General features: G+C 51.7%; 21 protein-coding genes. 6 read left to right on the top strand and 15 right to left on the bottom strand.

Features of this window, described 5'->3' with window-relative positions:
* Nucleotides 1–8: 8 nt before the first annotated feature.
* The 3 genes from CRG97_RS31330 to uxaC form a co-directional block, all read right to left on the bottom strand.
* A complete protein-coding gene (locus CRG97_RS31330) occupies nt 9–1,751 on the bottom strand; it encodes a sensor histidine kinase (protein WP_098749383.1) in 1,743 nt (580 codons plus the stop codon).
* On the bottom strand, nt 1,748–3,358 hold the full coding sequence (locus tag CRG97_RS31335; protein WP_098749384.1) for a response regulator transcription factor: 1,611 nt from the start codon (nt 3,356–3,358) through the stop codon (nt 1,748–1,750). Before CRG97_RS31335 ends, CRG97_RS31330 begins: the two co-directional genes overlap by 4 nt.
* Before the next feature lie 107 nt (nt 3,359–3,465).
* Nucleotides 3,466–4,869, bottom strand: coding sequence for a glucuronate isomerase (uxaC, locus tag CRG97_RS31340; protein ID WP_098749385.1), 1,404 nt, complete (start codon nt 4,867–4,869; stop codon nt 3,466–3,468).
* A gap of 86 nt (nt 4,870–4,955) precedes the next feature.
* Between uxaC and CRG97_RS31345 the strand changes: the two genes are divergently transcribed.
* The 3 genes from CRG97_RS31345 to CRG97_RS31355 all read left to right on the top strand — a co-directional run bounded on the left by CRG97_RS31345 (nt 4,956) and on the right by CRG97_RS31355 (nt 7,786).
* Nucleotides 4,956–5,633, top strand: a complete 678-nt coding sequence (locus CRG97_RS31345) for a GntR family transcriptional regulator (protein ID WP_098749386.1) — start codon at nt 4,956–4,958, stop codon at nt 5,631–5,633.
* A 123-nt stretch (nt 5,634–5,756) separates the two neighbouring features.
* A complete protein-coding gene (gene uxuA / locus CRG97_RS31350) occupies nt 5,757–6,854 on the top strand; it encodes a mannonate dehydratase (RefSeq protein ID WP_098749387.1) in 1,098 nt (365 codons plus the stop codon).
* The gene (locus CRG97_RS31355; protein WP_098749388.1) at nt 6,851–7,786 is read left to right on the top strand and encodes an SDR family oxidoreductase; all 936 of its coding nucleotides are present in this window, start codon (nt 6,851–6,853) and stop codon (nt 7,784–7,786) included. The genes uxuA and CRG97_RS31355 overlap by 4 nt, the downstream gene beginning before the upstream one ends.
* A gap of 79 nt (nt 7,787–7,865) precedes the next feature.
* On the opposite strand, the gene CRG97_RS31360 is transcribed toward CRG97_RS31355, so the two are convergent.
* The 6 genes from CRG97_RS31360 to CRG97_RS31385 all read right to left on the bottom strand — a co-directional run bounded on the left by CRG97_RS31360 (nt 7,866) and on the right by CRG97_RS31385 (nt 14,884).
* Nucleotides 7,866–8,741 carry an RNA polymerase sigma-70 factor gene (locus CRG97_RS31360; protein WP_237566629.1) on the bottom strand — a complete coding sequence of 292 codons (876 nt, stop codon included), beginning with the start codon at nt 8,739–8,741 and terminating at the stop codon, nt 7,866–7,868.
* Nucleotides 8,716–10,017, bottom strand: a complete 1,302-nt coding sequence (locus CRG97_RS31365) for a protoporphyrinogen/coproporphyrinogen oxidase (RefSeq protein WP_098749390.1) — start codon at nt 10,015–10,017, stop codon at nt 8,716–8,718. The genes CRG97_RS31360 and CRG97_RS31365 overlap by 26 nt, the downstream gene beginning before the upstream one ends.
* 189 nt (nt 10,018–10,206) lie before the next feature.
* Nucleotides 10,207–11,523 carry a 6-phospho-beta-glucosidase gene (locus tag CRG97_RS31370; RefSeq protein ID WP_098749391.1) on the bottom strand — a complete coding sequence of 439 codons (1,317 nt, stop codon included), beginning with the start codon at nt 11,521–11,523 and terminating at the stop codon, nt 10,207–10,209.
* Nucleotides 11,524–11,589: 66 nt separating this feature from the next.
* Nucleotides 11,590–12,573 carry an N-acetylglucosamine kinase gene (locus tag CRG97_RS31375; protein WP_098749392.1) on the bottom strand — a complete coding sequence of 328 codons (984 nt, stop codon included), beginning with the start codon at nt 12,571–12,573 and terminating at the stop codon, nt 11,590–11,592.
* Between the two features lie 109 nt (nt 12,574–12,682).
* Nucleotides 12,683–13,579 carry an AraC family transcriptional regulator gene (locus CRG97_RS31380; protein WP_098749393.1) on the bottom strand — a complete coding sequence of 299 codons (897 nt, stop codon included), beginning with the start codon at nt 13,577–13,579 and terminating at the stop codon, nt 12,683–12,685.
* 228 nt (nt 13,580–13,807) lie between these two features.
* Entirely contained in the window at nt 13,808–14,884 is a 1,077-nt protein-coding gene (locus tag CRG97_RS31385; protein ID WP_098749394.1) for a branched-chain amino acid aminotransferase, read from the bottom strand.
* A gap of 122 nt (nt 14,885–15,006) precedes the next feature.
* Between CRG97_RS31385 and CRG97_RS31390 the strand changes: the two genes are divergently transcribed.
* Nucleotides 15,007–15,897, top strand: coding sequence for a LysR family transcriptional regulator (locus tag CRG97_RS31390; RefSeq protein WP_098749395.1), 891 nt, complete (start codon nt 15,007–15,009; stop codon nt 15,895–15,897).
* 61 nt (nt 15,898–15,958) lie between these two features.
* On the opposite strand, the gene CRG97_RS31395 is transcribed toward CRG97_RS31390, so the two are convergent.
* The 6 genes from CRG97_RS31395 to rlmN all read right to left on the bottom strand — a co-directional run bounded on the left by CRG97_RS31395 (nt 15,959) and on the right by rlmN (nt 21,611).
* Complete coding sequence (locus CRG97_RS31395; RefSeq protein WP_098749396.1) at nt 15,959–16,777, bottom strand: GNAT family N-acetyltransferase; 819 nt, start codon at nt 16,775–16,777, stop codon at nt 15,959–15,961.
* A gap of 451 nt (nt 16,778–17,228) precedes the next feature.
* A complete protein-coding gene (locus CRG97_RS31400) occupies nt 17,229–17,765 on the bottom strand; it encodes a GNAT family N-acetyltransferase (protein ID WP_098749397.1) in 537 nt (178 codons plus the stop codon).
* 318 nt (nt 17,766–18,083) lie between these two features.
* Nucleotides 18,084–19,025, bottom strand: coding sequence for a macrolide 2'-phosphotransferase MphI (mphI, locus tag CRG97_RS31405; RefSeq protein ID WP_098749398.1), 942 nt, complete (start codon nt 19,023–19,025; stop codon nt 18,084–18,086).
* 508 nt (nt 19,026–19,533) lie between these two features.
* A complete protein-coding gene (locus CRG97_RS31410) occupies nt 19,534–19,824 on the bottom strand; it encodes a DUF6509 family protein (RefSeq protein WP_076323794.1) in 291 nt (96 codons plus the stop codon).
* A 106-nt stretch (nt 19,825–19,930) separates the two neighbouring features.
* On the bottom strand, nt 19,931–20,401 hold the full coding sequence (locus CRG97_RS31415) for a DUF3052 domain-containing protein (protein WP_098749624.1): 471 nt from the start codon (nt 20,399–20,401) through the stop codon (nt 19,931–19,933).
* Nucleotides 20,402–20,549: 148 nt separating this feature from the next.
* Entirely contained in the window at nt 20,550–21,611 is a 1,062-nt protein-coding gene (rlmN, locus tag CRG97_RS31420) for a dual-specificity RNA methyltransferase RlmN (protein WP_098749399.1), read from the bottom strand.
* Between the two features lie 309 nt (nt 21,612–21,920).
* Between rlmN and CRG97_RS31425 the strand changes: the two genes are divergently transcribed.
* Nucleotides 21,921–23,402, top strand: coding sequence for an NAD(P)/FAD-dependent oxidoreductase (locus tag CRG97_RS31425; RefSeq protein ID WP_098749400.1), 1,482 nt, complete (start codon nt 21,921–21,923; stop codon nt 23,400–23,402).
* Between the two features lie 57 nt (nt 23,403–23,459).
* Nucleotides 23,460–24,056, top strand: coding sequence for a TetR/AcrR family transcriptional regulator (locus CRG97_RS31430; protein ID WP_098749401.1), 597 nt, complete (start codon nt 23,460–23,462; stop codon nt 24,054–24,056).
* Nucleotides 24,057–24,346: the final 290 nt, after the last annotated feature.

A 24,346-nucleotide genomic window follows, 5' to 3' on the forward strand; every position in this document is an offset into this window, starting at 1 on the left:
TGTAGACGTTATGTTTCGATGGGAATGGACAACCTTACCCGGGTACCTTGTCCAGACGAGCTGCCGATTTCAAACTGGAACCGGCTTCCGTAGTACAGCTTCAACCGGTAGATCACGTTCTGAATGCCGATCCGCTCGCCCATCTCGTCCTCGGTATCCAGGTAGCGATAGATGCGTTCTACCTGCTCTGCGGACATGCCTGCCCCGTTATCCTGAATGTTGCAGATAAGGGCTTGTCCCTCGCGTGCAATATGAACCTCAATGCGCCCCCCGTGCTTGAGCGGCTCGATGCCATGAATGCTGGAATTCTCCACAAAAGTAACGATCGCCATCTTCGGTATTTGCAAATATCCCTCTTCTGCGGGGACGTGAACCGAGTAATCAATTTTGTCGCCAAACCGGTATTTCTGGATTTCAAGGAAACAATGAATAAACTCCACCTCTTCCTTGAGCGTTACCATGTCTTTTTTCCAAACTAAGGAATTGCGGAAGATCTTGGCCATATTATGAATGATTTTTGCCGTCTCATCCTCATCCTTCATCAGGCTGCGCATGCGGATGGTCTCCAAGGCGTTAAAGAGGAAGTGCGGATTAATCTGGCTCTGCAGGGCGTTCAATTGTGCGTGCCTCCGCTGCAGCTCCAAGTTCTTCTTCTGGATATCCGCCACATACACGTCGTTAATCAAGCTCTTGAGCTGCAGGGTCATCCGGTTGAATTCACCCGTCAGCTGACCGATTTCGTCACGTGCCTCAGCCTCTTGGATCGTGTCGTAATGCTGGTTCTTGACCTTCTTCATATGTTTGAGTATCCGTACCAGACGTACGTTCAGGGAACGGCTAATCCAGACGATCACAAGGGTCGGGAGCAGGAAGTTCAAGCAGGTCAGCACAACGACAAACCGCAAGGACTGATGCACGTCGCGCAGCACCACATCCTCCGGCGTCACGGCCATGATCGTCCAAGAGTTCAGATTGTTGGTCGTGAACGTATCGGTATGAAACTCCAGAACGTTGTCGCCATGCACGATGCCACTGTACGGTACGGAACCCTGTATGACATCGACTTGCGGATCCGTGGTGTATTCAATATTTCCGGTGCCGCTTAGAAGATACACTTTGCCCTGTACATTCAGATTGCTCATGATCTGCCGGATCGAGGGCATCCGCATATCGATCTTGAGATACTTGGCATGGTCATCCTGGGAGCTAAAATAATTCATGCTCCGGATGATGCTAAAGCTGTCCAATTGACCGTTCTTGCCCGTACGCATCACGATCGGCTGGGTTACGTTCTTGCCCGCGATCGCCTTGTACCAAGCTTCTTCCTTCACCTGGTCATCGATATAATTGATGCCCCCGGAATACAGCAGGGTTGGATTATCCACATACACCGTAATCTCGCTCACCGAATTGTATACAGCACTGCCTGAATTCAAAATGCGGCGGAGATAGGTATCATAGGCCTCGATATAATCAGCCGGATGATCGTACACCGTCTCCACGATCTCGTTCAATTGAATGTCCGTGTAGAAGACGGAGGATATCTCCAGCGCGTCCTCGACTTCACGGCGGAACTCATTCTTCATCTGCTCAAGCGCCACCGTTATATCCTGGATCCGCTGCTCCCTCACGCTGCCGGATGTCACGTTGTAGAAGATGAGATTGGTGACCAGGATGGGCAAAAATACGGCCAGGAAATACATTAGCAGCATCTTGTCCCGCAGACGGACGTTATTGAGGCTTGGTTTCATCGATCCGTCCCTTCGGACGCAGCCTCCTTCATCAAGCGGCTCCGGTACTCGCTTGGCGTCATTCGCTCCAACTTCTCGAATTGCGTAACGAAATAGTCCGGGTTGCCAAAGCCGACCCCTTCCGCCACCTCATAGATGCGCAGATCCGTCTGGCGCAGCAATCGCTTCGCTTCGTTCACGCGCAGCTGCAGCAGGAAATCATTAAAGTACATGCCATATGCTTTTTTGAAGAGCTGTCCCAGATAAACCGGGTTCATATAGAACTTCCCTGCGATACCCTTCAGGCTGATATTCTCATGATAATGGGCTTCGATGTACGCCTTAATCTTCTGAATTCCGCCCTTGTGCTGCTCCTTGCGAAGACGCGCAATATAATTTGCACTCTCAATCGCAAAATCCGTGAACAGTCGCTTCAGCCCCTGAAGCGACAGGTTACGGTCATGCCACCCGGTCATCGGTTCTAGGCTGGATATTTGATTCTGATCCCCATCCATGCTGCCGAGCACCCGGACCACGCCCAGCACGCATTGGTTGATTGCCGTCTTCACCGCTTCGGGAGCGTACAGCTTCTCCCGGAAGGATTCGAACAGCAAACGAATCGTCACTTCCAGCTTCTCGAAGTGCAGCTCCTCAATCTGCTCCAGAAGCTGTTGGTAAACCCCCTCTTCCAGCCCGATGTAGTGAAGGGCATGCTGGGAGGCCTCCTCATGGATCACAATGCCGCTCTCATCATAAATGTACTTGTACAGGAGTGATTCTTTGGCTGTTTCGTAAGCCTTCTGAATGTGGGACAGCTGCAAAACCGGTTGACCAAAGTAAACAAAGACTCGTTCGTGGCCCGAATTGGCAAGCGATTGCTGAATGCGTCTGGCAAATCCCCGCTGACACCCTTGGAACGAGTGCAGGATGCTGCCTGGGACGATGATGCCGATTCGACTGCGGTGCTCATGCAGGTAGAAGGGCTGTTCTCCACTCGAGATCGCTAGGAGAGTCGCTTCCACCCTGTCCTTGAATTCTGCTCTGCCACCGTCATTGTCGTTCGCCCCCGGAGCCAGCGGGTGGTCATTCCGCTCGACAAAGACGTAGAACAGATGACCCTCCGGCTGGAGCTCAAGGCGTTGCTCCCATTCCTGCAGCAGCGCCTCATCGGCTTCCCCTATAATGAGTGATTCCATCAAGGCTCCGGACAGCAGCCTCTCTTCTCTCATGCGGGCCTCGCGGTCTGACTCCAGCCGTTCGCTGAGCCGGACCAGCGCATGGCTGAATTCCGTCTCGTCAATCGGTTTCAGAATGAAATCATGCACGCCATAGCGGACAGCCTGCTGTGCATAGTTGAAATCATCGTATCCGCTTACAATAATGAAATACGGCTTTACGATGTCCTTCGTGACGACATGCCTGATCAGCTCGAGTCCATCCAGCACCGGCATGCGGATATCGGTGATGACCACATCCGGCTGTAGCCGTTCAATTAGTTCCAGCGCATCTTCCCCGTTGTCCGCCTCATCCACAATTTGAAAGCCGCAGGCTTCCCAATCAATCAGCTTCAGGAGCCCTTTGCGGGTAAACACCTCGTCATCCACCAATATCGCCCGGTTCCATTGCACGGTATGTCCCCCCTCGCCTGTTCATGCACATCTTCCTGTTCTTCTATCCGATCAACAGCAAACGCTTTCATATAGTAAGTCTATTGTTCATGCTCCGCATGCAATTGTCAATGGATTTGAAAATAGCGCTCGGCATTGCGGTAGCAAATGTCCTGGATAATGGCACCGATATATTCATAATCGGCGGGCAATTCCCCTTCCCTGATCCAGTCCCCGAACAGGCGGCACAGCACTCTGCGGAAATATTCATGCCTCGGGAACGACATAAAGCTCCTGGAATCGGTCAGCATGCCCACAAAGGTGCTGATCAGCCCCATGGAAGACAACGCGGTGAGCTGCTTCAGCATCCCTTCCTTCTGATCGTGGAACCACCAAGCGGAACCAAGCTGAAGCTTGCCCTCGACGCCAGCCGATTGGAAATTCCCGATCGTGGTGGCAATCATCTCGTAATGGGAAGAGTACAAGCTGTATACGATGGTTTTCGGAAGCTGATCGTTCCTGTCGAGCCTGCTCAAAAATCCGTTCAGGCTTTCCGCCAGATGGAAATCAAGAATCGAGTCATACCCGCTGTCCTTGCCGATCTTCGCGAACATGCGCGCATTATTGTTCCGAATCGCCCCAATGTGCAGCTGCATGGTCCAGCCCTTGGCGTGGTACATTTCCCCAAGCTTGAGCAGGGTGTAGGTGCGATATTTCCGTTCCTCAAGCGGTGTGATGCTGCCCCCGCTGATCGCTTTGTTGTAAATGTCCGCAACCTCTTGTTTATCGGCTTGTTCGCAAGGAAACGCGCCGAAGCCGTGATCCGACAGGCGACAGCCATGATCGTGAAAATATTGAATCCGTTCTTGCAGTGCATCCAGCAACCCTTGATAAGTATCCACAGCTAAACTGGCCGTCGTTCCTATAGTCTCGACATAGGAAGCGAAGTCGGGGTGCGTGAGATCCAGGACCCGATCCGGACGGAATGCAGGGGCAACGACGGTGGACAGCTCCCCATGATTGCGAATGGCGCGATGAAACTCCAACGAATCGACGGGATCATCCGTCGTGCAGGCCACTTTGACCTTGAATTTCTCCAGAATTCCGCCTGCCCGCAAGGCAGGAGCCTTCAGCTGCTCATTGCAAGCTTCCCAGATCTCCTTGGCATTGTCTGCGGTCAACCGCTCTTGAATCCCGAAATAGCGGGTCAGCTCCAGATGAGTCCAGTGATAGAGCGGATTGCCCACCAATCGCGGAACGCATTCCGCCCAAGCCATAAACTTCGCTTCGGCACTTGCGCTGCCGGTAATCAGCTCTTCGTCGACGCCGAGCCAGCGCATCGCCCTCCACTTGTAATGATCCCCATCCAGCCATAGCTCCGTCAGGTTATCAAACTGCCGGTTGATGGCAATATCCTTCGGGTTTAAATGGTTGTGGTAATCGAATATCGGCATCCCTTCCGCATAATCATAAAAGAGTTTCTTCGCGCTGTTGCTGTTTAGGAGCAGATTTTCCGTGTCCAAACGGCTCATGTGATCGCCTCCGATTCTTATTTCGATTTTCAGTTCCATACTACCATACAAGTATGGTAGTATGGAATACATTAGGAGGTGATGCAGTGGTAGAATCTTTGCGATTACAGCCAGGATCGGCCGGAAATATCGTGTACTCCCGGCTTAAACAGCAGATTGTCAGTCTGGAGCTGCCGCCGGGAACCGCTCTATCCGAGAAGGAGGTTTCCCTATCCTTCGAGGTCAGCCGGACGCCGGTACGGGAAAGCTTTGTCCGTTTGGCCCAGGAGGACCTTGTGGTTGTGCTTCCCCAGCGCGGCACGCGCGTCTCGCTCATCGATTCGGAGCTGGTCGAGGAAGCGCGCTTCATGCGTGAACAGCTGGAGAAGGCCGTGGTCCGGCTTGCCTGCGAAAGCTTTCCCGAGGATAAACTCGCCGAGCTGGAGCAAAATCTGTCCGAGCAAAGCGAGAGCATCGAGAAGCATGACGGCAAGCACATGTTTGAACTGGATGAGGCCTTTCACCGTATTTTGTTCGAAGGCTGCCGTAAGGTCGGTACATGGAACGTGCTGCAGCAGATGAATGCTCATCTAAACCGGAGCCGGATGTTATGGTTGTCCGCCGATCCGAATTGGACCAACCTGTACGAGCAGCATCGGGAGATCGCGGACGCGATTGCACGCCATGACGCCGATCATGCCGAACGGGAAATGCAGGCGCATCTGAGCCTGATCATCTCCAATCTGGCCGTGCTGAAAGAGAAGCATCCCGATTATTTTAAATAAGCCTATGGCAGTGGATAGACTTTAACCGACTCGCAGGCTTCCATCTTGGCAGTGCACTCGTAACTTGCAAAATTCCCAGCAGCTTTGCGTTAACTCCTTAAACTTGTAAAGGCGGTGAAGAAAATGCGCATGGTATTCAGGTGGTTTGGTGAGGGCAACGATACGGTCTCGCTGGATCAGATTAGACAAATCCCCGGCGTGGAGGGCATCGTATGGGCACTTCACGATATTCCTGTCGGCGAGGAATGGCCGATGGAGCGGATTGAAGAAGTCGTGGGCCAGGCCAAAGCGTACGGCCTTCATATTGACGTCGTGGAAAGTGTGAATGTGCATGAGGATATTAAGCTTGGACTTCCCTCGCGTGATCAGTACATAGCCAACTACATCCGGACGATTGAGAAATTGGGCCAGGTCGGCGTCAAAGTCATCTGCTACAATTTCATGCCGGTATTTGACTGGGCTAGAACCGATCTTCATAAGCAGTCAGCCGATGGATCGACGGCTCTCTTCTTTGAGAAAGCCAAAATCCACGGCACTGATCCGATGGAGCTGGTTCAGACGATCAACCGAAACAGCAAGCTTACGATGCCAGGCTGGGAACCGGAGCGTTTGGCACATCTGACCTCCCTGTTCGAAGCATACCGCGGCGTTACCGAGGACGATCTGTGGCGCAATCTCGAATATTTCTTAAGCGCCGTCATCCCGGCTGCCGAGAAGAACGGCATTCGAATGGCCATTCACCCGGATGACCCGCCTTGGCCGATCTTCGGTCTGCCGCGGGTCATTACCAGCCAGGACAATCTGCGGAAATTCCTCAAGCTATATGATAGCCCGGCGAACAGCTTGACCCTGTGCAGCGGCTCGCTTGGCGCCAATCCGGACAATGACATCGTCTCCATGATCCATGAGTTCCACGACCGGATTCCGTTCGCGCACATCCGGAACGTACGAGTCTATGAGAATGGCGATTTCATCGAAACGTCCCACCGCACCGAGGACGGTACCGTCGATATTTCCGGCATCGTGCAGGCCTATCATGACAACGGTTTCACTGGATATGTAAGGCCCGATCACGGGCGGCATATCTGGGGTGAGCAGTGCCGTCCGGGTTACGGTCTGTATGACCGCGCCCTCGGCATTATGTATCTCTGGGGGCTGTGGGACGCTTACAGCCGGGAGCGTGCGGGAAGCGCAGCTCAACTGAAGGAGGCCGTTCAATGAGTGAGGTAAATATCCATGCAGCGGGTACATCTGAACCCGGACCAAGCGGAGTTTCTCATGAATCCACGGCGCAAGAGACGCCATCCCTCCCCATTCATCCGTCATTAAACGGGAAGACGGTTGTCATTACGGGCGGCTCCGGGGTGCTCTGCCGAGCAATGGCTCTGGAGCTGGGTCGGCAAGGCGCCAAGGTCGCCGTCTTGAATCGTACGGCCGAGAAAGGGCAGCAGGTAGCGGACGAAATTACGGCTGCCGGCGGTACAGCGATTGCCGTTCCCTGTGATGTAACGGATATGGAAAGCGTCCGGCAAGCCGAGAAGGCTGTGCGCGAGTCTTTCGGACCCTGCGACATCCTTATTAACGGAGCCGGCGGCAACCGGAAAGACGCGAATACAACCAACGAGATTTTCCGTCCGGAGGATGTGGGGCAGCCGGATCTGACAACCTTCTTCGGGCTAAGTGTGCCTGGCTTCCGCAGCGTATTCGATTTGAACTTCATCGGCACGCTGATACCGACGCAAATCTTTGCGGAAGGGATGCTGGGGCGTCCCGGGGCCGTCGTGCTGAATATCTCGTCCATGAGCGCACCGAGCCCGATGACCAAGGTTCCGGCTTATAGTGCAGCCAAAGCGGCCATCAACAACTTTACGCAGTGGCTGTCCGTGCATCTCGCGGAATCCGGCATTCGCGTGAACGCGATTGCGCCAGGCTTCTTCCTGACCGAGCAGAACCGCAATCTGCTGACCCATAGTGACGGTTCATTAACCGAGCGCTCTCATAAAATCATCTCCCATACCCCCATGAGGCGGTTCGGCGTGCCGGAGGATCTGCTCGGCACCCTGCTCTGGCTTGTGGATGATCAGACCTCCGGGTTCGTCACCGGAACGGTGATTCCCGTAGACGGCGGCTTCATGGCTTATTCCGGGGTATAACGGATTATTTCCTTAACCTGATACAGCAGCAGGGCCGGTTTAAGATCCTATGATCTTAAAACCGGCCCTGTTTTTTGTATCACGACAATTGTATATGTCTGAGTTTATCCGGATTTGCCACGGTATAAATCGTTTCGATCCGATTGTTTTTAAAAGCAAAAGAATAAATAAATTGGACTCCGTTATCCAACTGGATCCGCATTCCCGGCAGACCATTGACGGTAAGATAAGAGTATACATATTTTCCTTCATACATTTTAAGCAGGTTCAGATGCAATTGGATCACTTTATGGACTCCAACCACAGGAATTTGCGCCGCTCTGACTTTACCGCCACCGTCCGTATAGAACACAACATTCTCGTTTAACAGCTCCAGCAGCTTATTCGTGTTCCCCTGTAAGAGGGAGTCCACAAATTCCTTGATTTGCGCCTCCGCCACCGAGATCGATGGACTCTGATCAGGAACAAAATGAATGCTGCCCTTAGCACGGCGGAAGATTTGACGACAATTGGCACTGCTTTTTCCCAGAATTTCAGCTATTTCATCATAGGAATAGTGGAAAATCTCACGAAGAAGGAACACGGCTCTTTCTACCGCGTTGAGCTGCTGAAGGAGTAACAGGTACGCTGTAGAGATGGACTCTTGCTGCTCTACGATATGAGATGGGTCCGTCTCTGACGCCATATTCTCGATCAGGGGTTCCGGCAGCCAAGGGCCGACGTACAGCTCACGTTTTTTGGCAGAAGAGCGCAACAGATCCAAACAACGATTCGTTACGATTTTGTACAGAAACGCTCTCTCATTGCGAATACCCTCCGGGTGGGGCAATTGGTTATAACTGATGAAAGCCTCCTGCACGATATCTTCCGCATCCATCACACTTCCCAGCATTCGGTAAGCTAACGAGAAAAGAGCGGATCGATAGGTTTTATACAATGACTCTGTGCTCATCATTCGGGATCCTTGCCTCACTTTCAAGCGAGAGTATATGCTGTACAGCCCGCTTGGCGCTTGCGGTTGCAGCATCAACCAAGAGTTCGCCATGCGCTGCCCATTCTCCCGCCACATACAACCCGATGATTTCCGGGACGGCTGGACCCGGGTTCTCTTGGCGGTTCACATGCATAAAATCGTGGCAAACCGTGATGTTAGGAAGGTATTGCATCTCAACGAGCTCGTTGCGCCAACCCGGCTGCACCAAATCTAAGGTTTCTTCTAATTCCTGCAAATCCCTTCTTGCATCCTTCTCCTTGCCCTGATACTTCAGCAAGGTTATGACTTGTGCGCCATCTTCACTCAGGTAAGCCGCACGGGATTGATTCGAGAGAAAGACGGTTTGATCGAGGCCGTATACAAACTGCTGCTTCGGTTCCGGAAGACGACGCAGGGCTACATCCAAGCAAGCCGCTGTCACTTCGACCGCCTGCTCCTTCCAAGTATGAAGGGCGGTTTCTTCTGCATGGGGCACCAGTTCGTGAGCGACAGCTGGCGGTGTGGTAAGAATAATATGGTTTGCTTCTATTTTCATGCCATCGCCGCAAAGGACGTGCCGTACCTTTCCCTCGTGATGATCTACCGAAATGACTTTATTCTTCGTTATGATTTGAACTCCCTGCTCCAGAGCCTTTTGTTTTAATTCATCGACCATAGCCCCCCAGCCCCGATCCAGATACAACACCCCCTTCAGCGCGTGCTTAAGCTGCTGCAGTACGGGACCGGCAGCCTGCAGGTCAGGGGCTACCACATAACTCGCTGTACGCAATAGCGAATAAAATAAATTTCGTACCATAGGATCCTGCACGTTACCTTCAATCCATTCGCGTAAACTCATATTGTCGTACAGCTGCGTATCCAGTTTACCTAATTTCGCAAGCCAGGCACCGAGCTCCATCTTGCCCTTCCAGGATAATAGTGGGGTAGTGAATAGGGATTTCACTCCCATGGGTAACGGACTTAGTTTCCCTTTCCATATCCCGTACCCGTCAATTGAAGGTTGGCCTCCCGCCAATTGGAGCCCTAATTCGCGAAAGGTTGAAAGGGCATCTCCATGGTATAAGGCATGCCCGCCCAGATTGAAGTAGGCTCCCTTCTTCTTATGGGTCATGGCCCGACCACCTAAACGTTCCTGCTTCTCAACAAGTATCGTTTGCTTCCCGGCTCTTGCCGCATAGATTGCGGCTGTTAAACCGGCTACGCCTCCACCTACAACAGCTACGTCATATTTTAGCATCCGTCATCATCCCTTTCGGTTTTATACGGGTATGACGGGCGAGGATACCCAGATGTGACGGAATGAAGATCCAATCCGAAAATTCATATCATTCATGATTTCGGAACTCCTACCATAAAACCCCTCTTCAATAAGAAGAGGGGCTGCATGGCTCTATATCATAACCGCACGTTTGAGATTCATTTCGGTTTACTGCACGGTCTCCGGCTTAAAAAAAGCAGGCAAGTACTTTTTGTTCGCCTCCAGCATTTCACCCAGCAGCTGCTTCGCTACACTTACGGAAGGCACCAGCGGATGGTGAACCAGCGCTTGCAGCGCAATTCCGCGATCACCGGTAATGGCCGCTTCAATCGTCAATTGTTCATACACTTTCACCGCATGCATCAGTCCTTTTACATGGGAAGGAACGTTCTGCGGTGTAAGCGGAATCGGCCCTTGGCCCGTTACCACGCAGTTGATCTCGATGCTGGCATCCGCAGGCAGGAAGTCATAGATATTGCCGTTTGCGACATTCAATGTCTGGATATCATGGCGGTCATTGTAGATGGACGTCATCAGGTTGACTGCCGCTTCGGAATAATAAGCGCCGCCCCGCTGCTCCAGCTGCTTCGGCTTCACGGCCAAATTCTCATCCTTGTAGAGCTCAAACAGCTCCTGCTCAACCCGGCTGACCACATCCGCGCGGGTTCCGTCCTTCTCCAGCGATGCCTTCATATCCGCGAACATCGTATCGGTCATGTAAAAATATTTAAGGTAATATGTCGGAATCGCTCCAAGCGAGCGGATAAAGTCTGCATCCCAGCCGAAGGTCGGCACGTTCTTCGCCGTATACGATTTGCCGCCGTCCAGCAGCTCCGGCATCTTCTCTTCCCCGTTAACGATAGCTGACGTCACCCAGTGAAGATGGTTGATCCCGACAAACTCGGCCAGAACGTCCTTCTCCGACACGCCGTACTCGGCCGCCAGGAACTTCTGAAAGTTAATCGGCGAGTTGCACAGACCAACGGATTTCACCTTACTGTGCTTTGCAACCGCCTCGGTAACAATGCCCGCCGGGTTCGTGAAGTTCAGCATCCATGCATTCGGTGCCAGCTCCTCGATATCACGGCAAATGTCCAGAATCACCGGAACCGTGCGCAGCGCCTTCAGCATGCCGCCAGGACCCGTCGTCTCCTGCCCGATGACGCCGTGTTTAATCGGAATATGCTCATCCTGTTTACGTGCCGCAAGCAAGCCGACACGCATCTGGGTCGTCACAAAATCGGCACCTGCAATCGCTTGTCTGCGATCCAGTGTCAGGTGAACCTCTATCGGCAAGCCCGATTCTTTCACCATGCGTTTCGCTAGATTGCCTACAATCTCCAGCTTATGCTTGCCCTCTTCAATATCAACGAACCATAGTTCGCGAATCGGCATTTGCTCATAATTGCGAATGAAACCTTCAACAATTTCCGGGGTGTAGGAGGAACCTCCCCCGATGACCGCTATCTTCAATCCTGCTGCCACATTAATCGCCTCCAAGGTATGATATCAATCCGTATTTATCAGGTTCTAATCAAAACGATAAACTGATCAGGCTGTGGTTACCTGCTCAAACGTAAATGCTTTTAGTTTGGCCTCCGCCTGTGCATCAATGGCATGACCGTCGGCATCCATCGCGCAGAGAAGCGCGCCGGAAACCGGATCGGATGTCAGTCTTACACAGCTCGCATGTGGTGCCCGGACTGCAACAATCCGTTCGATCGCATCCGTCAGGATCGAGCTGTTCGGCCTGTTCAGCACACTGCCGATATAAACAATGTCAAAGGCTTCATCTGTCATGTCCAGCCGCCGGATCAGCGTACATACCGCATTAGCCAGCTCTTCGCCTTCATTCTCAAGAATTCGGGTTGCCACCTCGTCACCTGCTTCAGCTGCCTGGAACAGCGTCTTCACCAGGCTTGGCGGAACCTTTGTCTTACCGTAGAGGACATCCTCATACATCGGTTCTACGGACGTGTATCCCATCTGCTCCAGTACGAGCGATGTCAATAAGGTTGCCGGTCCCCGATCATCCCAGGCCCGAATGACTGCCCGGAAAGCCAGCGTGGCAAATCCGAAACCGCCCGCGTATCCATCTCCATACAAGAAGCCGAATCCGCCATACTGCAGCTCTTCTCCCGCACGGTTGCGGGCTGCGCTGTTGAAACCTGTACCGCAGATCAGTGCGGCACCATACGAACGGCTGGTTCCAGCCCTCATCCCGATAATGGTATCGCACGCGATATCATGCTTAGAATAACCGAGAGCCCCGATCATCGGACGCAGGATCTCGTAATCGGCTTCCCGGTCTGCTCCGGCCAAGCCAAAATAAGCATAACTGATATTTTCTTTGGCAACTCCAGCCTCTTGAAGAGCCGCATTACAGGCTTCCTCAATGTTACGGGCCGCATGTTCACGGTGAATCTGGTGATTGCCGTTCCCAGACGCTCCCTTGCCAAGAATGTTCCCTTGCTCATCGCAGATCACGGCGTGTGTCTTACTACCGCCGGCATCTACACCCAGATACAAACTCATGCACTTCACTCCTACCCGCCATACAGCGGCGTCATGTGGTGGTATATATTTAAGATACCGCTTCCACTGACATCCATCTACTGTTATACGATCAAGGAGTGATACTATCTTACTGTTTCTTGGTTTTTGTAGTGGAAGGGATCACGGGACTGCCTGCATAAGCACGCTCCCGAATTTCGCTTGGCGATGCGCCAACATGCTGCTTAAACAGACGATTGAAATTAGACAGATTCCGAAACCCGCAGGATTCCGCAATCTCGATAATCTTCTGGTCCGTCGTCTCTAGCAAGTGCACGGCATGCGTCAAGCGCAGCTGAATCAGATAATGGTGCGGTGAAGTGCCGACCGCCTGCTGGAACAGAGCGCTGAACCGGGAAGGGCTCAGATGCGTTAAATCCGACAGCTCCTGCAGCGTCCAGCTGTAGTCCAGATCAAGCTCCATCGTACGCAGGACTTCTTTTAATGCATGCATTCCCCTACCCTTGATCGGCCTGTTCGCTTGAATCGGAGTCGACAGATGGCGGTTCGCCAAACTCAGGAAACGAATGAGATCCGAACGGATCAGGCTCATATAAGCGGTACCTCGGGTTTCATACTCTTCCATCATGCGCCCCAGCAGGTGAGCCAATTCATCGTGTACGGGGGACTGCCTGTCCATGTTTCCGAGCGAACGGAAGGGAGCCATCAGATCCGGATCGAACTTGAGGTCGATGGATAGCAGCGAAGGCTCGAACATAATGACATCCATTACCAGGTTCTCGGTCTCATACGCCCGGTGAAGATCATTGCTGTTGATGAAAATAATATCTCCCTTCTGAAACGGGAGCTTCATCCCGTTGATCAGAATAAATCCGGTCCCGCTCTGAATATAGTTGAGCTCCAAAGCATGATGCCAATGCAGGCGCTGGGCTCCGGCAAATATGCCGTGCGTGGTCGACGCGGTAAAAGGAAAGGCCGCGTTCGTAAAATCTATGGCATCAGGAACGACACTCTGCGGACGATTCACTAAAAAAGCACCTCCATGCGTTCGTACATCAACGTGTCAACAATTTACCCTCATCGTAACATGGCGCTTATCATAAGAAAAACGTTTATCGACGTATCTTCTCAGAAGACAGACCGCATATAACGAAAGAGCCCGAAGGCCAATTAAGAGTTGGATCACAGAGAGAGCTGTGATGAACAAAAAAAGGACCCTGCCTCAGTATGCCTGCGGCAGGGTCCTTATAGGTCATTAAGATAACGTAAGCTCAACCGTCCAGCCGAACGGATCCTCAACCGTTCCGAGCTGGATCCCCGTGATGGCATCGTATACGCGTTTGGAGAGTTCGCCCGTTGCTCCCTCACCAATCTTCAATTGCTCATCCTGCCATTCCAGGGAACCAATCGGTGAAATTACCGCTGCCGTACCGGTGCCAAAAGCTTCGGTCAACAAGCCGCTGCGGTGAGCCTCCACGATTTCATCAATGGAGATGGCCCGTTCTTCTATCGGGATATTCCAATGCTGAAGCAGTTGGATAACCGAGTTCCGGGTAACGCCATCCAGGATGCTGCCATTCAGCGCCGGGGTTACGACCGTATCGCCCAGCTTGAAGAACACGTTCATGCTGCCGACTTCCTCGATATATTTGCGATGTACGCCATCGAGCCACAGCACCTGCGAGTATCCCTTAAGCGTTGCTTCATCCTGCGCCTTCAAACCTGCCGCATAGTTGCCAGCCGTCTTGGCATTGCCCACGCCGCCGGCTACGGCACGCACGTATTTCGGCTCCACGTAAATGCTGACCGGATTGATGCCTTCCGCATAATACGAACCGACCACCGACAGGATAATCATGAACTTGTATTGCAGCGATGGCGCTACGCCAAGCACGGGCTCGGTTGCGATCACAAACGGACGGATATAGAGCGATGTGCCCGGCTCTGAAGGAATCCAGTCGCGATCCACGAGCACCAGCTGCTTGAGCGCTTCCATAACAAGTTCCTCGTCCAATGCCGGAATGCTCAGGCGCTGGTTGGACAGGTTCAGACGCTGAATATTTTTGCTCGGGCGGAACATGAGAATCCGCTCATCTTCCGTCAAGTAAGCCTTCAAGCCTTCAAATACGGTCTGCCCGTAGTGAAATACCTTGGCGGCAGGGTCCAGTTCGATCGGCTGATACGGAACGACGCGCGGATCGTGCCAGCCTTGACTGGCGTCATAATCGAGAATAAACATGTGGTCCGTAAATACCGTGCCGAAAGCCTGTTTGTAGTGGCTCGGCTTTGTCTTCGGGGTGGTCGTTAACTCCACGGGTATCGCGTAAGTCATGTGCACACATCTCCTTATTTTGTAAACGTTATTAGTTGAATCATATCAATCGATACCCTATATTAAAAATATCTGATTTATAGGGATACCATACCTTAAAGGTATGGAGAGGGGGTATGAAGATGGACATTCGGCAGCTACGATATTTCCTGACGATTGCGCAGGAAGGACAGATCACGCGTGCAGCAAAACAGCTCAATATGGAGCAGCCTCCATTAAGCCGTCAGCTGAAACTGATGGAGGAAGAGCTCGGGGTTCTGCTGTTTGAACGCAGCGGCAAGCAGCTTCAGCTCACACACGCAGGCGAGCTGCTGCAGAACCGAGCCGCATCCCTGCTGAACCAGTTCAATGAAACGCTAACCGAGGTGAAGGAGATCCACGCTGGAATCCGTGGCATGCTCTCCATCGGCGCCGTCGTCTCCTGTATTTCGCTCTTGCCCCAGCGCATCCAGATCTTCCGGCAGCAATATCCCGAGGTCACCTTCAAGATTCGGGAAGGCGATCACTCCCTGCTGGCGGATCAACTCGACAAGCGTAATATTGAGCTGGCAGTGACCCGGCTCCCTTTCGAATCCAGCTTCGGGCCTGAGCGTTATGCCGTGCGGCCTCTGCCCTCCGACCCGTTCGTCGCGGTCCTTCCAAGCAGCTGGGAAAATGTATCCTCCCATTCGGAAATCTCGATGCGCGAGCTGGCGGAATATCCGTTCCTGTCCTTAAAAACCGATCAGACGATCGGGATGCATGAGCGGGTCATCCAAGAATTTAAGCGCGGCGAACTTGAACCGCATGTCATTTGCGAATGCTCCAGCGTTGCCATTATCGTTGCTCTGGTAGCTGAAGGCATCGGTGCCACCATTTTACCCGAATCGGTGATGTCCTCATTTGCGATTCCCAACATCCGGACACTGTCCATTACGAGCGCTGATTTCCAGTCCGACGTGGGCATTGTCTGGCTCAGGGATCATGTACTATCCAATCGGGCCCGGCATTTTTTAGCTACCTTTATAGAATAACATTTGTTGATGCCCCTCGTCTTCCCCGGCTTTGTCCAAGCCGTGCCACTTTATGGATTCATTATTCATTGTTAACAAACTTGAAGTCACGAATCGTCCCGCACCGGATAAACCCGATATTTTGATACAATCGATTGGAGTCCGGGTTGACCTGATCGGCATACAGCATGGGCACCAAACCGTCCTGCAGCAAACGAAGTCCAAGGTCTGCAACCAGGGCGCTGGCATAGCCCTTTTTCCGTTCAGCCCTCGGCGTGTATACTGCGTTTATGCGACCGTGCCTTGGCGAACGGTGTGCAAGATTAGCCATTGAGACCGCTTTGTCGCCGGCTATCCATAAATATAACCCGCCCTGCTGAATGAGTCGCTGCGCTGTCTCGACCTGGCTTGCCGCATTCGCGCGGACCCCATAAGCATCCTCCGAGAATCCAACCAGAAACCGGGCCACCTGCTGCGTATCTTCTTCAGCGGCCTTCCTGGTTGTGCCCTCGACGAAGTGAGGAGGCTCCACGGAGGGGGCATGATAAGACTCCATCGTCATATGATGACGGTAGGTTTCATTACGCTCCACCGCATAACAGCTTGCAAACTGCTCTGCCACACCCGGCTCCCCGGTCACCCCAGGCAGGGTCACCTCTTCAAGCTCGCTTACTAGCTCTTGGAGCAGGTGCTGCCGCTTATCCCCGGAAACCTCCCGGGAAATCCATAACCACGCGTTCCCCCGGGGAGACTGCGCAAAGATCATGCGTCCATCCGGCGATTTCAGCCCAATGTTCTGCGGTGACCCAGCAAGGAGATGAATCAGATTGTATGACACCTCATCCTGAATAAAATCTTCCTGGTACAGCACCTCGTCCTGAGGCATCAATTTCGCAAGCATTCGTACACTCCTCTCTTTTCCATGATCAATCTCTGTCTCTGTCCGCCTAAGGCTCTGAACCGATCGAACGGGCATCCCTGCAAAATGTCGCCCATGGTCTAAAGGAACACAAAAAAGCCCCGTCCCTTGTAGGGACGGAGCCTTGTCTCCGCGTTACCACCCTGATTCGCACCGGACAAGCCGGTACGCACTCTCGTCATCATCCATCAATGATGCCCCATGGTAACGGTAGGGAATACCGGATACGCCTCAAGTTATAAACGATCGGCGGATCTGCTCCGAGGTGACGGCCATTCATCGCAGCTGACTGCTTCGCACCACCCAGCAGTTCTCTGATTCAGCTTCCACTTGCGACCCTGGCATCCTCATCCTAGCATTTTCGAAAAATTTAACTCAGTTTACTCCCGGCAGCATCCAGCTGTCAAGCCCGATTCCACATATGAAGAAATGCTTATTTGTTATTAAAACGGAAGACCAGCATATCCCCTTTTTCCGGATGGACGCCATCATGCTCCGTATATCTTCCGCCCGTGTACGTGTTCAACGTTTTGCGCCAAAAAATCTGGGTACTCATATTGCGCTCGGTCGGATTCGTTTGTAGCTCCCATGCACCTTGGAACTGATCGAACACAAGCTCAGCCGCTCGTTGGGCTACACCTTGTCTTCGAAAAGTCCGAAGCACAAAAAAATCATTCAAGTAGTACTGAATATTCGGCGATGGAATGTACGGAGTGGTCGCCACCAGGGCCAACCCTGCCGCGATACCATCTACAGAGATCAGATAAGGAAAAAGAACCGATGGCTGCCCCCACCACATATCGAGCTGCTTGCTCTGTTCGCTTAAGGTCGGCACATCCTCTTTTTCAAATACACCGAACCGGTTAGGACGGACCCCCCATATCTCAGCAATGTCATGCAAGTACAGTGGATAGATGTTATGCAGAATAAATGACTGTTCCTTCGGGCATAAACGTACCTCAATATTCACGGTCAATCCCCTCCCTAAATGAATGATGTATGTAAGTTTAGTATGTCTAGGATAACATATTTACTCTTCCAAGAGGTTTACAGGTATGTAAATTGCGTTACGAATGTAGTAAAAATCCGTTAACCTTACTTCTTATTTCACCATGATTTCATTATATGTCCTACAGCTCATCCAAAATAATGTTGAATTCTGTTAATTTATATCATGCAAAGAGCCAACCGAATGTATGCATCGGTTGGCTTGTAGTTTTCTAGAGAGCTGTATTCAGTGGGTTTACAGTCTCACCAAACAGCATAAAAATTCCTTGCCGCCAATCTCCTAGTTCGAGGAAGCCTCCTCCGTCAATCCTAGGGCATTCCGCGCCATCGTCATATACTCTTCCTGACCTGTCAGGAGAGCGAACTGGGCAATCAGCACGGGATAGGCGGCATGCTGCTCGACAATATGATCGAACATGCGCGGCCACACCTTCCCTCCGGCTTGTTCATACCGGTCCAACAGGACGCGGAGATTATGCTCGCCATAAATGGCGTAGTATAACACGAAGTCTTTGGCGGGACTTGCTACCTCGGACTCCGTCCAATCCAAGAGTCCGGTAACCTGCACGCGCTCATCAATCAGGATATGCGGGGGATGAAGATCGCCATGGATGAGGGCAGAATGCGTTGGCCAATAGGAATCCTCCTCCAGCCATTTCTGCCATCTTTCCCACAGCGCATCGGAGACGCCCAGACGGCTCTTGATGTCTTCCATATTTCGCGCCGTCTCTTCACGAACCTCTTGGGAACTCTTCACCCGCAGACCTGCTGCTCGCGCCGCATCATGATCGACGCCATGCAAGGCAACCAGCGTCTCCGCCAATGAGCGGACAAATCCGTCACCCGGATTCTCATGATCCATATTCCATGCATAGCCTTCCGAGCTGACGGAAGCGGCAGGCTCCCCGCTAAGCAGCGGGTAGGCGATGAGCTCCGGCGTATAAATCCGCCAATCCGGTACATCAACCGGAAGATAGGATGGGAGCAGCTTCAGGACCCGGGCTTCGTTATCAGCCCTTTCCAGCACATCCGTTCGTCTCGGTTTGCGCAGAATCCACCGTGCTCCGGTCCCTGCTTCCTCTGCAAATCCAACAAGGAAATCCATGCCGGATTCATTCATTTCAATTCCCTCCGGATTCAAATTCACCCCGTGTTTTCCGGCAATCTCCAGCATCTCTTGTATAATTTGTGTATACTCATCATTTTGTTTTGCTATTGTCATAAGGAATCAATCCCCTTCCATATTTCATTGCATCATCGCCATCATAACAACAAAAAAAAGCACAGGCATCGAGCTGCCTGTGCTGGGTAACCGGAACGGGTCTAAGCTGTCCACCGTTCCTGGAATGCCTACTCGAAATACACATCCAAATAAAACAGGAAGGTGAAAACACCGTTATCCCGCAAATGAATAGACGTGTATTTCTATAGACATATCATAAAAATGGGTTACGTAAAAAAGACGGACCCATCCCGATTACCCTGCATCTGTGCAGGTCTCTTTAGCGCTATTCCATTAGCCGCAAAAAGATCTCAATCGGGAATAATCCAACATACGTAACCCTCCGTTCGTTATAAGTTGTGTTTAACTTTACCAAAACAATCAGTACTTTGCAAGACCTGCTTCGGCAATCATTTCCACTTTTCATGGAAGAACCTACAATCCGTAATGTTCAGCACAGAATGACAAGTCACCCCACAAGTGCCTGTTTCACATCTTCCGACTCTATTTACGCTTCCTGCAAATGCTCTTTGCAAAAAGCCATGAGTTCTTCCTCTTCCTCGGGCTCCATATCGAAGTCCAGGTACTGGTCCGTTGTCCGCTCATAGAAGTCGTACTTTACAATGCGCGAACGCTCCTCATCATCCAGGTAAATCACTCTCAAATAGACGCCATGCTCCGAATAAAGCTCATCGTCCTCCGGCACGTCCAAATCACATACAAACTCAAAGCGTTTGCCTGTCAGGATTCCAAAAGGATCCTTCACCAATTCAACGCTGTATTCTTTGATTGTCAGCATATTCCCATCCTTCCTATCACTCTACTCATTATACACAACAGCGCATTTTTGAGCCGGTCAGCCAATATCAATATACCCGATCTACCGTATGCAAGCCGACCTTCCTTCATTTATCGTCCTCTTGACCGGTCCGTTCCTTCCCCTTCGCAGTTGCTGCGAACGTTCTGGTCATAGACTTGATCAACTCTACTTTACGATAGCGCATAGCCGACCAATCCTCATCGATAGCGATTTGCCGAACGGGCTCATAGCCTTCGTCAGCAAGAATGCCCGTAATGCTCTCCCGGCTGCAATCGGAGTTCCTGTAGGTCTTGGACGACTTCTTGGGGTAACACAGCCACAGCAGGCCGTTGTCAGCCACGGAGCTGGCTGCGATCTTGGCTAACCGCTGCAATTCGTCATTGCTTGTCCCGAATGCTTGCACAAAATCGTACGGTACTTGCTTAGGCTCCGTATGAACATCCCCTTGCAGGGAGTTGATGACCTCATGATAGGCCTGCGGCGCGTTTAGCATCAGAACCGGCTGGCCGAGGTCTTTGAATTGCAGCTTTTTGACGGTTGGATGTGTCTCCAGCATGTTGAAGTTCATTCCTCTCGATTCGATTGTAATATAAAGCACTTCGGACACCTTATTAAGAAGAGCATACCCATATGAGTGGGTACGCCCTTTCAACTGGCTAATCCATACGGCGGAAAAATCCCCCTGAGATTGCACGTTATTCTTGTTACTGCGCTTTCTTAATCTGCTTGCTGCGCAGCTGCCCGCAGGCCGCATCGATGTCGGTTCCATGCTCCAGGCGAACGCTGCAGCTGATGCCTTGTTTTTTCAAGGTATCGTAAAAAGAGGTGATCGATTCTTTCGTGCTGCGCTTATACTGGCTGTGCTCATCTACCGGGTTGTACGGAATGAGGTTCACATTCGCCAGATTGCGTCGCTTGCCAACAAGCTCTGACAGCTCGAGCGCATGCTCCGGCTGATCGTTTACATCCTTCAGCAGAATATACTCCAGCGTGATGCGACGATTCGTTTTTTCCAGATAATAATCAATCGCTGCCATCAGCTTCTCGATCGGAATCGCTTTGTTAATCTTCATAATGCGGGTCCGGATCTCGTCATTCGGCGCATGCAGGGAGATGGCCAGATTCACGCCCAGATCGCTGTCCGCGAACTCGACGATTTTGTTAGCCAGTCCGCTGGTCGATACCGTAATATGACGGGGACCGATGGCAAGCCCCTTATGGTCCTTGATCACGCGAATGAAATCCGACATGTTCTCATAATTATCAAACGGCTCCCCGATCCCCATCACCACGAGATGGCTGACCCGCTCGCTTTTGCCTTTTTGATCCAAGTGAAGCTGAACCTGCATGACCTGCTCCACAATTTCCGCTGCTGACAAATCCCGGCTTTTCTTCAGCAATCCGCTGGCGCAGAAGCTGCAGCCGATGTTGCAGCCGACCTGGGTGGTCACACAGACCGACAAACCGAATTTATGCCGCATCAATACGGTCTCAATCAGGTTGCCGTCCACCAGCTTGAACAGGAACTTAACCGTTCCGTCCAGAGATTCCTGCTTGGTATGCTCCTCCAAGGTCAGAATCGTAAAATGCTCCGCGAGCAGCTGCAAGCACTCCGGATGCACATCCGTCATATCGGAAAAAGCGGTGACCCGCTTCCGATACAGCCACTCCCATACCTGGGTTGCCCGAAACTTTTTATGTCCGCGCTCGCCAAGCCAAGCTGTCAACTGATCTAATGTTAATCCATAAATGGATGGTTTGTTCATTGATTGGTCCTCTTTCTATTCATAGTCCACTCCTTATTGTCCCAAAATTCCGAAGCGAACACAAGGGGAGTTATAGGCAATTCACGCTTCTTGTACGTAAATAGGATTGACATATCCAATAAATACCTTTATCTTATCATTGACTGACTTAATCAATCATAAATATCAATAGCAGAAGGGAGACATCCGATCAATTCGTTAACGACATTCACCGCTATTTGTCCTGCCTCTGTATTCCAAATTTGAAATTCAGAAGTGTTTTTTGTTTATTATTGACTGACTAAATCAATCTATATTGGAGGTCTTCGAATGAAAACAAAATGCAAAGCACTCATTCTAGGTGGAGGCATAGCCGGACTATTCACTGCAACCGTGTTATCCAAGCATTATGAAGAGGTGATCATCACGGATCGGGATGAGTTTCCGGCAGGACCGGAAACTCGGGCGGGTACGCCGCAGGCCTATCATCCGCACCGTTTCCTTGAGCGCGGCAAGATGATTGTTGAACGATGGTTCCCTGGCATTACGGAGGAATTGCTTCAGCAAGGGGCTCATCCCCGAGGGCTGAAATCCGTTAAAATGACCAATCGCTACGGCACGCTGGAAATGCCCGATGGGCCCAATGCTGGATGCAGCAGAGCCCTGTTGGAGTGGACCCTGCGCAACAGGGTGATCCAAATGCCTAACGTGACTCTCTTACCAAAACTTGCAGCGCAGGAATTACTGCATGACGCGGATAGGAATGCCGTTACCGGTGTTGTATTCCGGGACAAAAGCGTCAAGGAAGCAACGCTTCTTCAAATGAATGCGAATCTCGTCGTGGATGCAAGCGGACGCGGTTCCAAGCTCGCTGATTGGCTGCAGAACCTTGGTTACGCGGTACCGGAAGCAGAGAAACTGCACGTATCCCTAGGGTATAGCACGCGGCACTATAGGGTTCCGGAGGAAATCCAGGCTGTGTGGAGCACCATCCTGAATGATGGAGATCCCTCCCTTGGTATCGGCACGGCCGTATTCAATCCGATCGAGAACCAGATTGCAGAGGTTGTTCTGTACCGCGCGGGAGGAGATTCCTATCCGGCAACCGACCATCAGCTGTACCACCAGGAAGCACAGAATCTGTTCGGTGCCACCATCGGAGATTTGCTTCAGCAGCTTGAACCGGTTTCAAACCCGCGGGGCTACCGGATCGAGGAATGCGTGAGACAGCATTTTGAGCAGATGGAGGATTGGCCTTCCGGTCTGCTGGTGCTCGGCGATGCCTTCTGCAGCTTCGATCCGATATTTGGCCAGGGCATGACGGTGGCGGCCATCCAGGCAGATACGCTGGACCAGTGCTTGCAATCGATGCGGAATGAAGTCCTGCTTGAGGAGGGGTTCGAACGCTTCGCTCTTCTAAAGATTCAATCCGCCATTGAGCCTGCATGGTGGCTTAGCGCTGCCGCGGATCTCAGATGGCCGGGTGTGACATACGAAGGCCACCTGTCCGCCCAAGGGTTCTCTTTTGCCCAGAGGCTGTTCGATGTATGCCAGGAGCTGGCTTATGGCCATCACGATATGACCGTATTCGAACAGTATATGATGGTAACGGGTCTCTTCGCCTCGCCTCAGGATTTGTTTAATGCCGAATATATTACCGCACTTGTGAATGCGGACCGATCGGGTAAAGGGAAAGCTTGGCTCCATCAAGAATTACAGGAGGCAAACTTACCACTGGAAGAACTACTCGCGCGGATCATCCCGGTCTTTAATAACGAATTCCTGCCCTTATCCATGGGATTGCCCGAATAAATGAAATGCGTTATTGTTGATGTCAGCAAGAGAATACCATGGTGAGGGATGGACGCAATGGCCCCGTTAAACGAAGAACAATTGCATCAAATACGCGACGAACGAAAAGAACAAATCATGCAAGCTGCCATCAAAGTATTTTCCAGAAGAGGCATTTTCGGAACCAAAATGAGCATGATTGCCAGCGAAGCCGGGGTCAGCCACGGCCTTCTCTATCATTATTTTAAATCCAAAGACGAGTTGTTTATCACGCTCGTTCAATGGTCGATGGAGGAGGCACGGCTAGCGCTCTCCGAAATCTATAACGTGCCCGGCACCCCTCTCGAGAAAATTACATTGCTTACCTCCATGATTCTCCAAGAGGATGATAATTCGCACTTTATGCTGATTCAGCAAGCACGCACCTCGGATGGCGTGCCCGAAGAGGCCAAACGGATTATCGAGAGCCATTCCATTCATGCCTTTGTTGACCAGCTGATGCCGCTGTTCGAAGCAGGGCAGGACGCCGGGGAGATTGCGCCTGGCGATCTGAGAGAGCTGGTGGCCTGTTATTTATCCGTGCTATCGGGATTAATGACGCTGAAGTCCCAAGAGGATCCGAGCTATACGCCCCCTAAGGCAGAGCTGCTGCTGCGACTGCTTACGAACGGATAAGGATCATAACGTAAACCAAACACACCTCCCATGAAACCACCCGGATTATTTCCGTACATTTCATAAGAGGTGTGTTTTTACTATTGGTGCGTGTTCAAAAAGGTCGATTTTCAGCACCGAAGCTTATGCTTCCGATGTGCGTTTTTTCAAAACGCTTCAGTTGGATGAAGCTAGGGACGTCAGGAGCGGAGCTACACGTTTTCGCAGAAAACGCCTTCGAAAGCATCTGCTGTATTGGGTACGTGAGCACCTGAAATGTTTCCGCAGGAAACATGCTTCGGAAGCTTCTG

The organism is Paenibacillus sp. EZ-K15 (assembly GCF_002573715.1).
In the GTDB taxonomy this organism is placed as follows: domain Bacteria; phylum Bacillota; class Bacilli; order Paenibacillales; family Paenibacillaceae; genus Paenibacillus_AQ.